The sequence below is a fragment of the Wolbachia endosymbiont of Tribolium confusum genome, assembly GCF_020405475.1.
Taxonomy (GTDB): Bacteria; Pseudomonadota; Alphaproteobacteria; order Rickettsiales; family Anaplasmataceae; genus Wolbachia.
Genome location: NZ_JAIZNT010000004.1, coordinates 73,482 through 86,118, shown reverse-complemented (window position 1 = coordinate 86,118; position 12,637 = coordinate 73,482). Strand labels below are relative to the sequence as shown.

Sequence of the window (12,637 nt, the reverse complement as noted above, 5' to 3'; positions counted from 1 at the left end):
ACTATATAGTAGAAATTTTATAACTATAGGAGTTACATGAATATTAAAGAATTACAAGAAGAACTAGTTGGAAAAATTGCGTTGATTCCTACGGAAAATGATAGAGCTAGTGTTAAAAGAGCACTAGAGATTGTCAATGAGGTAAAAGATCATATTAACGATATCATTGTTTTTGGTGATCAGCGGCTTACAGCTTTAGATTATGTGATTATTGCTGACAGCCAAGGTAGTAATCCAAAAATAAGTGAAAGGCCAAGAATAGGTAATAGAGCATTAAAAGAGCTAGAAGATGCTATTAGAAATATTGGAGGAAAAACATCAGAGGAGCTAGGGCTGGTACGAAATGTCCCCTATAGTCGAGAAGAATTTTTAAGTGCTTCAGAACGAGCATTACAAATTCTTGAAGAGGTACAGAGAGATTCAAATGGTCGAATAGTAAAAGAAACAATTCGTAATTTGGCTCATTCTGCCCTATTTGCAGGTTCGCTCTACCTAGTCTATACATCTGGAAATTATAATGATGAAGAGTTTTCAATGTCTAGGTATTTAACAGGTATATTTGGAATAGGAGTTTTTACTATGTTGCAAGTATCACAGATCATGAGTTGTTTAAGAGAGCTCACTCTTGGTCAACAGGAGAGACAACCTTTTATGAATTTAGAAAACGCCACTGTGCAACCTAATATAGAAGAAAGGAGTCTATCTTAAATTTAAGTGTACTTCTGGTAAAAATTAAATAGAGATGTGCTTGTATAGGAACTGCTTGAATAAATAACAGGTGTTGATAGCTTGTTGACTGGATTTTCTAGCAGTTCACTGTAGTTACAAATAGTGCAACAATCTGTTGCGTAGTTAACAATCTAAATGTTACTCAAATCATTCAAACAACTATTTAGTAAGCCAAAAATCAAAAGCTCAGCGTGGGATGCAGCAGGCTCAGGAAGAAGATTTTTTCACTTTCAACCAGAGTTAGGAAGTATAAACAATTTGCTGTCTCAAAGCCTTGAAACTTTACGTAGTAGATCACGTGATATGGTGAGAAAAAATCCATATGCAGCAAATATTATTGATACAATAGTAAGTAACTCTATTGGAACAGGAATAAAACCACAATCAAAAGCAAAGAATGCAGAATTTCGAAAGAAAGTGCAAGAATTATGGCTAAAATGGACAGATGAAGCAGATAGCTGTGGAATAAGTGATTTTTATGGATTACAAGCTCTGGTATGTAGGAGCATGATAGAAGGTGGAGAGTGTTTTGTACGCCTCCGACATCGTAAACTCGAAGATGGATTTTCTGTACCATTGCAACTTCAAGTATTGGAATCAGAGCATTTGGACAATAAGAGCAATCAAACACTAGCCAATGGTAATGTAATAAGAAACGGGATTGAGTTCAATAGACTTGGGCAAAGAGAAGCATATTACTTATTTAGAGAACACCCTGGTGAAAGTACCTTTGGAGAATCAGTGAGAGTACCAGCAAACGATGTTTTACATATATATAGACCACTAAGACCTGGGCAAATTAGAGGAGAGCCATGGCTTTCTAATATACTGCTGAAGCTTTATGAGCTTGATCAATATGATGATGCAGAGCTGGTGAGAAAGAAAACTGCAGCAATGTTTGCTGGATTTATTACAAGACTCGATCCAGAAGCAAATATCATGGGAGAAGGTGAAGCAAGTGAGCAAGGAGTAGCATTATCTGGCCTAGAACCTGGAACAATGCAGCTTTTAGACCCAGGAGAAGATATAAAATTTTCAGAGCCGTCTGATGTTGGAGGAAGTTATGAAGCATTCATGAGACAGCAACTGAGGGCAATAGCGATTGGTACAGGGATAACATATGAGCAGCTAACAGGAGATTTAACAGGCGTTAATTATTCATCAATCAGAGCTGGATTAATAGAGTTTCGTCGTAGATGTGCTATGCTGCAACACAACATTATGGTATTTCAATTTTGCAGACCAGTATGGAATAGATGGCTAGAATTAGCGTTAGTATCTGGAAAACTTTCTATAGCTAAAGATTTAACAAGTGAGTCATTGAAAGAAGTAAAATGGATACCACAAGGGTTTGATTGGGTTGATCCTTTAAAAGACCAGCAAGCACAACAAATGGCAGTAAGAAATGGCTTTAAAAGTCGATCAGAAGTAGTATCAGAAATGGGTTACGATGTAGAAGAAATTGATCAAGAAATAGCAGAGGATCAAAAGCGAGCAAATAGTCTCAATTTAATATTTGATTCTGATGTTGGGGGAAACAATGTTTCTAAGTAGACCATTAATGCTTGAAGCAAAAAGTTTTGAACTACTATCGCTTCATAGTCAAAAACAACCTATCTTTAAAAACGTAAAACACTATGTAAAGAACAATATAGAAAAGACAGCAATAATACCAATACATGGCATTTTAACTAAAAAACCAGAAGCTTTTGATGATTTTCTAGGTATGACATCGTACGAGAAGATACAAGAGGAAATAGAAGAAGCTTTAGAGGATGAAAAAGTGGAAATAATTCTTTTGGATATAGATAGTCCAGGAGGAGAGGTCAATGGAGTGTTTGACCTGGCTGATTTTATTTACGAATCAAGAGCAAAAAAGAGAATTGTGGCATTAGCAAATGATGATGCTTACTCTGCTGCATATGCTATAGCGTCAAGTGCTGAAAAGGTATTTGTGAGCAGAACTTCAGGAGTAGGAAGCATAGGGGTAATAGCAAGTCATATAGATCAAAGTGGATTTAATGAAAAATGTGGAATAAAATATACCACAGTATTTGCAGGAAGTAGAAAAAATGATTTAAATCCACATGAGCCAATGACGTCTGAAAGTCTGGAAAGCTTACAAAAAGAAGTAGACCGACTATATGAAATGTTTTTGCAGCTAATAGCAAGGAACAGAGGTCTTTCAATTGAAAAGATTCGATTAACAGAGGCAGGGCTATATTTTGGGGAGAAAGCAGTAGAAATAGGCCTTGCAGACGGAATGACAATTCTTTCATCTATTAATAAAAACAGGAGTATTACTATGAATGAACAAACTACAACTGACCTAGAAACTGATAATTTAACCAAGTATCGTACTGAAGTTCTTGAATTAATACGTTTATGTAATTTATCGAAGATGCCAGAAAAGATAGGAGAATTTATTGAGCAAAGTGTAAGTGTTGAGCAAGCTAGGGAAGTTTTAATGGAATTACTTGCAGAAAGAACAAAGAAGACAGAGATACTGAGTGCAATACCACAGAATTCAGGAGAAGAGTTGATGATGGAGGTAGCAAGGACTAGAGCGCAATCAAGTATTTAAGTTTTTTTATAACCGCCGCGTACAACAATTACAAACATGGCGGTAAAACTAAAGGGGAAAATAAATGAGGAAATTTTATGAGTTGTATAATCGAACAAAATAATCTAGGTGACTTATTAAAGTATGAGGCATCAAGTCTATATTCAAGAGACCAAATAACGGTAGCCAAGGGACAAAATCTTAAACTTGGTACAGTTGTTGGTAGTGATAAGGATAACATGATTAAGATAATAAATCCAACTGCAACAGATGGTACACAAACAGCAATAGGTGCGATAGTAAGTGATGTAAATGCGACAGAAAATGCCAAAGCAGTAATCATTACACGTATAGCAATGCTAGCAGATCATGCAATTGTGTGGCCAACAGGTATCACTGAAGAGCAAAAAGCTGCAGCAATAAAGCAACTTGAAGGACGAGGGATCATTGTCCGCAAGGGAGTGTAACTTAAATTAATAAGGGGGAAAAAGAATGCAAAATCCATTTACGAATACAGCATTTAGCATGACGGCACTAACAAATGCGATGAATATATTGCCGATAAATTATGGACGTGTTGAAAATTTAAATTTGTTTCCAAGTAGGTCAGTAAGATTTAGACATATTACGATAGAAGAACACAACGGAGTGTTAAGTTTACTACCAACGCAAGTACCCGGAGCACCAGCAACAGTAGGAAAAAGAGGAAAAAGAAAGGTAAGAACATTTACGATTCCGCACATTCCGCATGATGATGTAGTGCTGCCAGAGGAAGTACAAGGAATAAGGGCATTTGGATCAGAGAGTGAACTTAAAGCGCTGGCAGATGTAATAACTGACCATTTGCAGCTAATGAGAAATAAACATGCAATAACGTTGGAGCATTTGCGTATGGGAGCGCTGAAGGGAATAATTTTAGATGCTGATGGGTCGGAATTATTAAATCTGTACAACGAATTTGAAATAACACCAAAAGTAGTAAATTTTGCCCTTGGAACAGCAACAACTGATGTAAAGCGTAAGTGCTTGGAGGTATTGCGACATATTGAGGATAACTTAAGTGGTGAATATATGACAGGAATTCATGCACTGGTAAGCCCTGAGTTTTTTGATGCATTAACTTCCCATAGTAAGGTGAAAGAGGCATATGAGAGATGGCAAGAAGGAGCAGCGCTAAGGAATGATATGAGGTCAGGATTTACATTCTGCGGAATCACATTTGAGGAATATAGAGGGCAAGCAACTGATCCTGAGGGAAATGTAAGAAGGTTTATAGAAAGAGAAAGTGGAAACTGTTTTCCAGTAGGAACAGCGAGCACATTTACAACATATTTTGCACCAGCAGATTTTAATGAAACGGTAAACACACTAGGACAACCACTTTATGCAAAACAAGAGCCAAGAAGATTTGATAGAGGAACAGATTTACATACGCAGTCAAATCCATTGCCAATGTGCCATAGACCTGGCGTATTAGTAAAAGTTGCTATAGCATAACATACTGGTAGAGTAACTACAAGGTGGTGAGGCACAGAACGACTCTACCAGTATGCGCTTTCTTAGCATGTAAAGGTTAGTATATCAAAAAGAAATATGCAAGAGAATATTAAGCGATTATTAGAAGATTGTTTTGCCCATTTAGGAGAAGTGGCTTTGTATAAATCAAAGGATAAGTCATACATGGTACAAGTATTAAAGCAACAGCCAGATAAATTATACGAGATTGGTGAAGGACAATTTGTGGAAGAAACTTTAGCGTTAGAAGTAAGTGCGTTTGATGTGTTAAGGCCAATAGTAGGAGATGTTTTTGTTATAGGTGACCGTAAATATAAAGTATATTCTCCACCGCTGCAAGATAATTCAGGAATGATATGGAAAATTCGAGCGTCAGGAGTATAAATGCGTACCGGTAGTATTATACAAAGTATAGATGCTAAAAGAAAAAAAATAGAATTAGCAATAGTGAGAGCGTTAAACAGAACAGCACTATGGCTAAAATCAAAAGCAGCTAAGGAAATTAGTGAGGAAAAGAAGATAAAATTGACGTTAATGAGAAGAAGGCTAAGAATTTTTAAGGCGAAAACTAGCAGATTAGAAGTGTTAATTAGAGCAAATCTCTATGACATTAGAGCATCGACAATTGGTAAAATACAAAAAACAAGAAGAGGATCGAAAGTAGGAAAGCATGAGTTTATAGGAGGATTTGCAGCAGTTATGCCAAAAGGAAATAGCGGTATTTTTAAGCGTGAAGGAAGAACAGCATTGCCAATAAAGGAAATTAAGTTGCCACTAGAACCAGAGGCTTCAAGGATAATAGGTAATCTTGTTAATTATGAAGTTGAAGAAGTCTTTACAAAGTTTTTTGAACGTCAATTGAGCTATAAAGGATGAATTTGAAAGATTTACATGATAAAATTTGTACCACGCTGAAGAGAGAAATACCAGCAATACAGACGTGCGAAATTTATCCAACAATAAGGAAAGAATTGATAGCACCGGCAGTATTTGTGGAACTTAGTGGCTTTGAAAAAGGACATGATCCAGGAACAGAAGAATTAGCGTTGAGAGCAAAATTTGAAGCACGAATTGTAGTTGATGGAACAGTCGAGGATTCCTCGGTAGTTGTAAGGTCATTAGCAGCAGAAGTAGCAAGAGTAGTAAACAAAAATACATGGAATATAAAAAATGTTTCACCAGGAGAATTTATCTCTGCAGAAATTGACGGATTTAGACCCGAATTAGATGCATATTTGGTGTGGATGGTTGATTGGAGTCATCAGCTTCATTTAGGTAAATCGATATGGACAGAAAATAAGATTAAGCCACATACGATTATAATAGAAGAAAATGTTAGAGAGTAATTTTGCTATTTCAGAGCTGCAAAGAAAGTTAGCAAACATTGTACGAATAGGAGTTGTAAAAGAAGTAGATTATGAGAAAGCAAAAGTAAGAGTGAAGATAGGAGAACTTTTAACAGATTTTCTTCCATGGATAACTTCTAGAGCAGGAGAGGAAAGAAGCTGGCTACCACCAAGCATAAATGAACAGGTAGTAATATTGTCACCATTGGGAGAGTTATCATTAGGAGTAGTACTAGCTGGAATATATCAGCAAAATTATTCTGCTCCAGAGAATAGTGAAATGATTAACAGTTTAGTATTTCAAGATGGAACAAAGTTATTGTATGACAAAGAGAGCAAGAATCTTGAAATTTCTGTAGTGGATAAATTAAATTTTAAAGTAGGAAAATCAGAGATAGAAATGACAAAAAGTGGAATAAAACTGAAAGCAGAAAGGATCGACTTAAATTGAACAAAGGAATAGTGAGGTTAGGAGACTACTGTGGAGAAGCTATACCACATTTCTGCATTAGCGGCAGTAATAATGTTTTTGTAAATGGTAAGCCAGTTTGCCGGCAAGGAGATAGTTTTAGTGAAGGAAAAATATTAATAGAAGGATCAAAAACAGTGTTTGCAAATGGTCTTGGTATAGGAAGAGTAGGAGATATAGTTTCATGTGGGTTTAAAGTAATAAAAGGCAGTGAAACCGTGTTTGCAGGCTAAAAATGAAAGGAACGGATTCTAAAACAGGCAAAGCGTTAGAAGGAATAGAGCACTTAAAGCAATCGATAATTGATATACTGACCACTCCTATTAACAGTAGAATTATGAGGAGAAGTTATGGTTCAAGGCTATTTGAATTAGTAGATAAGCCAATAAATAAAGATTTAACACTTGAGATATATGCGGCAACTGCAGAAGCTTTGGAAAAATGGGAAAAGAGGTTTAAGTTAGAAAAAGTAAAAATGACAGAGGTGAAAGAAGGAAAAGTAACGCTTGACCTAGAAGGATTATACGTACCAAGTGGGAAAAACATTCGCTTTGATGGAATGGTTATATAAGTATGCAGTTGCCAAATATTGTAGAAAAGCTAAGTTTCGAGGAAATATTTTCCAGAATGAAGGAGGAGTTAGTGTGTAGAGATGAAACCTTTTCAGCGTTAGTAGAATCCGATCCAGCAATAAAGATTCTGGAGGTAGCAGCATGGCGAGAACTTTTACTCAGACAAAGGATGAACGAAGCAGTAAAGAGCAATTTACTAAAATTTGCAACGGGAGAAGATCTTGATAATTTAGCTGAGTTTTATGGAGTGGAGAGGCAGAAAGAAGAAGAGGACGAACGATTTAGAAAAAGAATTAAAGCAAAGATAGCAGGTTGGTCAACAGGAGGAAGTAAGGAATATTATAAATATCATGCACTGTCAGCAGATAGTAGAGTAAAAGATGCACTAGTGGAATCAACTATACCAGGGAAAGTACAAATTTCAATCTTATCAACACAATTATCCACAACTGGCATAGTGTCAGAAGAGCTACTAGAAATTGTAAAAAAGCAGGTTACTAGAGATGATATAAGGGTTTTAACCGATACAGTAACAGTGATAGGTTGCAATATTACGGAAATAGATATTCACAGCAGAATGAGCATAAGTCCTATAATATCAGAGGAAGAAATCAAGAAGCAGTTCATCAAGAAGTTTGAAGCAAGTAGAAGGTTGGGATGGAATGTTACAAAATCATGGATAATAGCGAATCTATTTGTAGATGGTGTAGAAAATGTGGAATTAATAGAGCCAAAAGAGGACGTTGTAGTACTAGGAAATGAGTGCGCTGCATTAAGAAAGTTAAAGGTTGAGTAATGTTATTGCCACCAAATGCAACAAAGCAGGAAAGAGCGCTAGTAGATGCGATAGATTATAAAGTAGATATCCAAAGAGGGTTTAAATTTAGATTAGAAGAAAGAATATTACCTTGGCTAATTGAGGAATATGAATTGGGGGAAATATTACGCTGGGTAAAAGATAGAAGAAAAGCCATAGTAGAAGGAGTAAAATTTCAGCGTTTAAGAGGAACCCCAGCATCACTCAAAATAGCACTAAAATGGGCAAATATAGAAGATATTACAATTATCGAAGAACCACCTGGTAAACATTTTTTTGAACTGCAGATAGGGATAAGGGATGTTCCAAATGATTTCTTTGTTGATGCAGTAGTAGAGCTGGCAAAACTATCATTGCCTGCAAGATCCAGATTGATGAGAATTTTTAACGATTATTATAATGCGCAGAGATTTATATTAGATGAGAGTTTATTTGGAGATCTTCTTTCTGACTATTCAGGGGTAAAAATAGAAAAAGATGGACCAGTGTTATCGTTTGGAAGAATAAATTTTTTCAGTTCTAGAGGTCCGTTAGTAGAGATTGTAGACAACTATTTAAGAGAGCATTATGAACAAACATTTAGTAATGACATATATCGATTAGATGTAGCAGTACTTGGAGAAACAGAGCCTCACACAAAGGATTACAAAGGCATCTATGAAAGGAGTCATCAGTGGTACAATTTAAAAGCACTATATCCATTACCACAAAGTTTATTACCAGAAATAAAGTTTGCGAAAGCGCAAGTTATATTATCGGACAGTTGGAGCTTAGGAGAAATAAACGCATGTTTTCCAGTAAGTAGTGTAGAGGAAAGAGGGAATAAATTTGTATTGGGAAGCGATAAACTTTCAGGGCAACATTGGAGTTTAAAACACAAGCCAATTTTAGAAAGATTCAGCATTATCCATCGTTACAAATTAGAAAATTATACAGATCAGAAGGTCAGAAAATATGTTTTAGCAGAACACAACGTTTACTATAAAAATGACTCAGATTCAGAGCAAAAAGACTCAATACACGAATTAGAAAAGCACATTTTAGTATTTTATCCAGGAGTACTGAAGTGGCACGAACATCGACATTTGCACAGAAGTTGGAAAAATAGTCAAGTAATATGTATAATAAGCTAAGTACTTATATTTAGATCCTCATATATTATATTAATAATAGGTAAAAGTGTATGAAATAAAAAGAAAAAGACTTGCTTTCTTATGCTAAAACGGACATGACTTGAATAGCGGCAGGTAAATATAAGAAATTTGTCTGGCGCTAGAAAAGCTAATTTTGTGAGGTATGAAATGAGTTTTAGCAAGTTTTTTAAAGAAGTATCAAGTAACGGGTTTAAAAACATTAATAAAAGAAATGAAGAAGGAGAGACGATCTTGCATCAAGCAGTAGAAATCTCTGATTATAAAACAGTGAGGTTATTAATAAAAAAAGGAGCAGATGTTAATGCAAGAGATAAAAATGGTTATACACCTCTGCACTGTGCAGTATTTGCAAAAAGTTTAGAAAATGTAAAAGTGCTGCTAAGAGAAGGAGCAGAAGTAAATGCCACTCAATATGTCACTGGATGTACGCCACTGCACTCTGCGTGCAAAATAGGAGGAGCAGGAGTTGAAATAATAAAAGAGCTGGTAAAGGCCGGAGCTGAAGTTAATCAACTGAATAAGTACGGTGCAACACCAATGTACTATATCTGGGAAAGTGAAAAGTATCGTCTATGTGATAGCAAAGAGAGTGAAAAGGCGAGTAAATTTTTGAGAGAAAAAGGAGGAATAACAAAAAGTAGAGAACTGACGTGCTATGGAATAGAGGGGCTAGTGGGAGAAATAGCAGACATGTTGAATGGAAGCTACATGCCGGAGCTAAAAATAATAGAGATAGGAGAAATAAGGAAAAGAGACAAATCACTAATAAAGGAGGAATGTCAAAATTTAGCAAGCAAGATAATGAGCCAAGTAAATGAGATGATAGATGAGGTGGTGAAAAGGAAGGCTTAGGTTTAAAGAAAGGTAGGGGTAGATTATGATAAAGCTTGGTAAGAAAGAGAAATCTCTATTAGAGAGCTCATTTAAAAAGAAAGAGACGAAAAGGGAACTACATTATGCAGTAGACGCAAAAACAGTGAGATTATTAGTAGAAAAAGGAGCGAATGTGAATGCTAAAGATGTAGAAGGATACACAGCACTGCACCTAGCGGTAACGGAGAAACGTCTAGAAATCGTGAGGGAATTGATAAAATCAGGAGGGAATGTAAATGCTGAAGAGTATGGCAATAAATGCACTCCGCTGCATCTTGCATGTATGGTAGGAGAAAAAGAAATAGTGGAGGAGCTAGTAAAAGCAGGGGCTGAAATAGAGCAAGCAGATAAATTTGGAATAACAGCGATGGATTATGCGAAAAATAGCAAAGAAATAGCCGAGGTATTAAAGAAAGAAACAGAGAAAATGGAAAGTTTGTTAAAAAAATAAGAGTCGTATCAGAAAGCGCAACAGCAGTTGGTAAAGGAAGGGCTAGACCAAATTTGAAGGCTGTAGCTGATAAAAGTTGGTCTTTTTCATAAGAGTAAATGGATTGATGGAAAAAAGGAGTGGTAAGGCTCCTTGCACTACAAAAACATTTGCAGGAGAAACTATGAGTGCGCCAAGCAAAGTGCGTAAAGTCCAGTTGGTGAAAATCCAATCCAGGCAAAGCCTAGCCAGCAGGCTGGAACAAACTACTATGCTGCGTAAGGTAATGAGCGTAGTAAAGCTAGTAGAATGGACAACACAGGGTACAACGAAAGTGAAGGTATTGAGTCCCGAAATTCTCGATGTCATAGAGGTCGACACTTTTCATATAGTGGAAGACAGCAAGAAGGGTAACGATAAGGCAAGTTATCACTCACTCTATCGGGATCTGAGGCCGTACCACGTGTTGAGATGGAGTTTACGTAAACTTGGGAGATCCTTTGCATTCCTATTAAGGTACGTTGGAACAAGTCAACAAAGGCGAGGACTAACGGAAGATGCAAAGGAAGTCGGACTGACTGATAGTACTCAGAGTGTGGGAAAGCCACATACAAGGGGAAGCGGTCAGCAATATAGTGACTGGTTTAGGGATTGCTATGCCAATACAACGGAGGTTGGAGTAACGTGCAAAGAAAACTAAATCAGATAGCAGTAAGAGCCAGGCAAGATAAACGATTGAAATTTACATCGTTAATTCATCTAATAAACGCAGAGAATCTTGCTGAATGTTATAAAGAACTAAAGCATAATAAGGCATGTGGTATAGACCAGGTGACAGTAGAAGCTTATGGAGAAAATCTTGAAGAGAAGCTTAGAACTCTGGTAGATAGTATGAAGAGAAAGCAATATCAACCGCAACCAGTGAAAAGAGCATATATAGCAAAAGCTGGAAGCAAAGAGAAACGCGGTCTCGGGGTACCATCAACAGAAGATAAGTTGGTCCAGATCATGCTGAAGAAGATATTAGAAAATATTTATGAAGCTAACTTTCTGGATAACTCATATGGTTTTCGTCCTGGTAGAAGCTGTCATCAAGCGGTAAATGCACTAAATAAAGCAGTTATGTACAGACCAACTAACTATGTAGTAGAAGTTGATATCAAGAAATTCTTTGATAATGTCCAGCACAAATGGCTAATGAGATGCTTGAAGGAACGGATAACAGACCCAAACATACTGTGGTTAGTAAAGCGATTTCTTAAGGCAGGAGTAGTCGAAGCAGGACATTATGAAGCAACTGAACTAGGCACACCTCAGGGGGGAATAGTAAGTCCTATACTAGCTAATATATACTTGCATTATGTACTGGATTTGTGGTTTGGAAAGAAATTCAAGCCAAGATCTAAAGGTTATATGGAACTAGTTAGGTATGCAGATGATCACCTGTTTTGCTGTGAAAGAGAAGAAGATGCTAAAGAACTCTTAAAGTCACTAAAACAAAGGCTAGGAAAATTTGGACTGGAAATATCTGAAGACAAAACAAGAATAGTAAAGTTTGGCAAAAAGGAATGGCAACAAGGGATAAGGGAAAAACGAAAGACGGAAAGTTTCAACTTTCTAGGATTCACCCATTATGGTACAAGGAGTCGTAAAGGTAGAGTAATGGTAGGTCATAAAACCTCGAAAGAAAATCTATCTAGAAAACTTAAAGAAATCAAAGAATGGGTGAAAAAGATCCGAAATAAAGTTCACCTTAAAGATTGGTGGTCAATACTTAAAGCAAAACTAACAGGACACTATAACTACTTCGGAGTTAGCGGAAATTACCGGTGGTTGAATAAATTCTTCTGGCGGGTAATCAAGCTAGCGTATAAGTGGATAAACCGACGTAGTCAGAAGAAGAGTTTGAATTTAAAGCAATTTACACACTATCTACAAGTGAATCCATTACCAAAACCAAGAATATGCTACTCATTATATACAAAATAGGAAATGCTGTGAATACTACATTGTGGAGCCGTGTGCGGGAAAGCTGCATGCACGGTTCTGGTGGGGGAGTCATAGCGATAAAACTTAATCAGGAGGATTTAAAACTATGACTTCTACCAAACGAAAAAGAACATTAACTTGCCGATACGAGCCAGATGAATTAGCGGAACAACATCTAGC

17 protein-coding genes are annotated in these 12,637 nt (G+C 36.5%); all 17 read left to right on the top strand.

Translation table 11 applies throughout. The annotated features are described in order from the left end of the window. The first annotated feature begins 36 nt into the window (after positions 1-36). The 17 genes from LEM02_RS03660 to ltrA all read left to right on the top strand — a co-directional run bounded on the left by LEM02_RS03660 (position 37) and on the right by ltrA (position 12,457). Complete coding sequence (locus LEM02_RS03660) at positions 37-708, top strand: hypothetical protein (RefSeq protein ID WP_226079802.1); 672 nt, start codon at positions 37-39, stop codon at positions 706-708. 156 nt (positions 709-864) lie between these two features. Then, a complete protein-coding gene (locus tag LEM02_RS03655; protein ID WP_143688827.1) occupies positions 865-2,283 on the top strand; it encodes a phage portal protein in 1,419 nt (472 codons plus the stop codon). Further along, positions 2,270-3,313: a S49 family peptidase gene (locus LEM02_RS03650; RefSeq protein WP_226079801.1), complete on the top strand. Its 1,044-nt coding sequence runs from the start codon at positions 2,270-2,272 to the stop codon at positions 3,311-3,313. Before LEM02_RS03655 ends, LEM02_RS03650 begins: the two co-directional genes overlap by 14 nt. A gap of 77 nt (positions 3,314-3,390) precedes the next feature. Further along, positions 3,391-3,759 carry a head decoration protein gene (locus LEM02_RS03645; RefSeq protein WP_077188124.1) on the top strand — a complete coding sequence of 123 codons (369 nt, stop codon included), beginning with the start codon at positions 3,391-3,393 and terminating at the stop codon, positions 3,757-3,759. A gap of 25 nt (positions 3,760-3,784) precedes the next feature. Continuing rightward, complete coding sequence (locus tag LEM02_RS03640; RefSeq protein ID WP_226079800.1) at positions 3,785-4,789, top strand: major capsid protein; 1,005 nt, start codon at positions 3,785-3,787, stop codon at positions 4,787-4,789. 96 nt (positions 4,790-4,885) lie between these two features. Further along, complete coding sequence (locus tag LEM02_RS03635; protein WP_226079799.1) at positions 4,886-5,191, top strand: head-tail joining protein; 306 nt, start codon at positions 4,886-4,888, stop codon at positions 5,189-5,191. Next, positions 5,192-5,683: a phage tail protein gene (locus LEM02_RS03630; RefSeq protein WP_226079798.1), complete on the top strand. Its 492-nt coding sequence runs from the start codon at positions 5,192-5,194 to the stop codon at positions 5,681-5,683. Further along, positions 5,680-6,153: a hypothetical protein gene (locus LEM02_RS03625; RefSeq protein ID WP_226079797.1), complete on the top strand. Its 474-nt coding sequence runs from the start codon at positions 5,680-5,682 to the stop codon at positions 6,151-6,153. The genes LEM02_RS03630 and LEM02_RS03625 overlap by 4 nt, the downstream gene beginning before the upstream one ends. Further along, the gene (locus LEM02_RS03620) at positions 6,140-6,604 is read left to right on the top strand and encodes a phage baseplate assembly protein V (RefSeq protein ID WP_047759504.1); all 465 of its coding nucleotides are present in this window, start codon (positions 6,140-6,142) and stop codon (positions 6,602-6,604) included. Before LEM02_RS03625 ends, LEM02_RS03620 begins: the two co-directional genes overlap by 14 nt. Further along, positions 6,601-6,855, top strand: a complete 255-nt coding sequence (locus LEM02_RS03615) for a PAAR domain-containing protein (RefSeq protein WP_226079796.1) — start codon at positions 6,601-6,603, stop codon at positions 6,853-6,855. Before LEM02_RS03620 ends, LEM02_RS03615 begins: the two co-directional genes overlap by 4 nt. 2 nt (positions 6,856-6,857) lie before the next feature. After that, the gene (locus LEM02_RS03610; protein ID WP_226079795.1) at positions 6,858-7,193 is read left to right on the top strand and encodes a GPW/gp25 family protein; all 336 of its coding nucleotides are present in this window, start codon (positions 6,858-6,860) and stop codon (positions 7,191-7,193) included. 2 nt (positions 7,194-7,195) lie between these two features. After that, positions 7,196-7,990 carry a baseplate assembly protein gene (locus LEM02_RS03605; protein WP_226079793.1) on the top strand — a complete coding sequence of 265 codons (795 nt, stop codon included), beginning with the start codon at positions 7,196-7,198 and terminating at the stop codon, positions 7,988-7,990. Beyond that, positions 7,990-9,144: a phage tail protein gene (locus LEM02_RS03600; protein WP_226079791.1), complete on the top strand. Its 1,155-nt coding sequence runs from the start codon at positions 7,990-7,992 to the stop codon at positions 9,142-9,144. The genes LEM02_RS03605 and LEM02_RS03600 overlap by 1 nt, the downstream gene beginning before the upstream one ends. A 168-nt stretch (positions 9,145-9,312) precedes the next feature. Further along, a complete protein-coding gene (locus tag LEM02_RS03595) occupies positions 9,313-10,017 on the top strand; it encodes an ankyrin repeat domain-containing protein (RefSeq protein WP_226079789.1) in 705 nt (234 codons plus the stop codon). Positions 10,018-10,042: 25 nt separating this feature from the next. Continuing rightward, positions 10,043-10,489 carry an ankyrin repeat domain-containing protein gene (locus LEM02_RS03590; protein WP_226079788.1) on the top strand — a complete coding sequence of 149 codons (447 nt, stop codon included), beginning with the start codon at positions 10,043-10,045 and terminating at the stop codon, positions 10,487-10,489. Between the two features lie 106 nt (positions 10,490-10,595). Continuing rightward, positions 10,596-11,168 carry a hypothetical protein gene (locus tag LEM02_RS03585; RefSeq protein WP_226079787.1) on the top strand — a complete coding sequence of 191 codons (573 nt, stop codon included), beginning with the start codon at positions 10,596-10,598 and terminating at the stop codon, positions 11,166-11,168. Next, the gene (gene ltrA, locus LEM02_RS03580) at positions 11,153-12,457 is read left to right on the top strand and encodes a group II intron reverse transcriptase/maturase (protein ID WP_226079786.1); all 1,305 of its coding nucleotides are present in this window, start codon (positions 11,153-11,155) and stop codon (positions 12,455-12,457) included. The genes LEM02_RS03585 and ltrA overlap by 16 nt, the downstream gene beginning before the upstream one ends. The last annotated feature ends 180 nt before the right edge of the window (positions 12,458-12,637 follow it).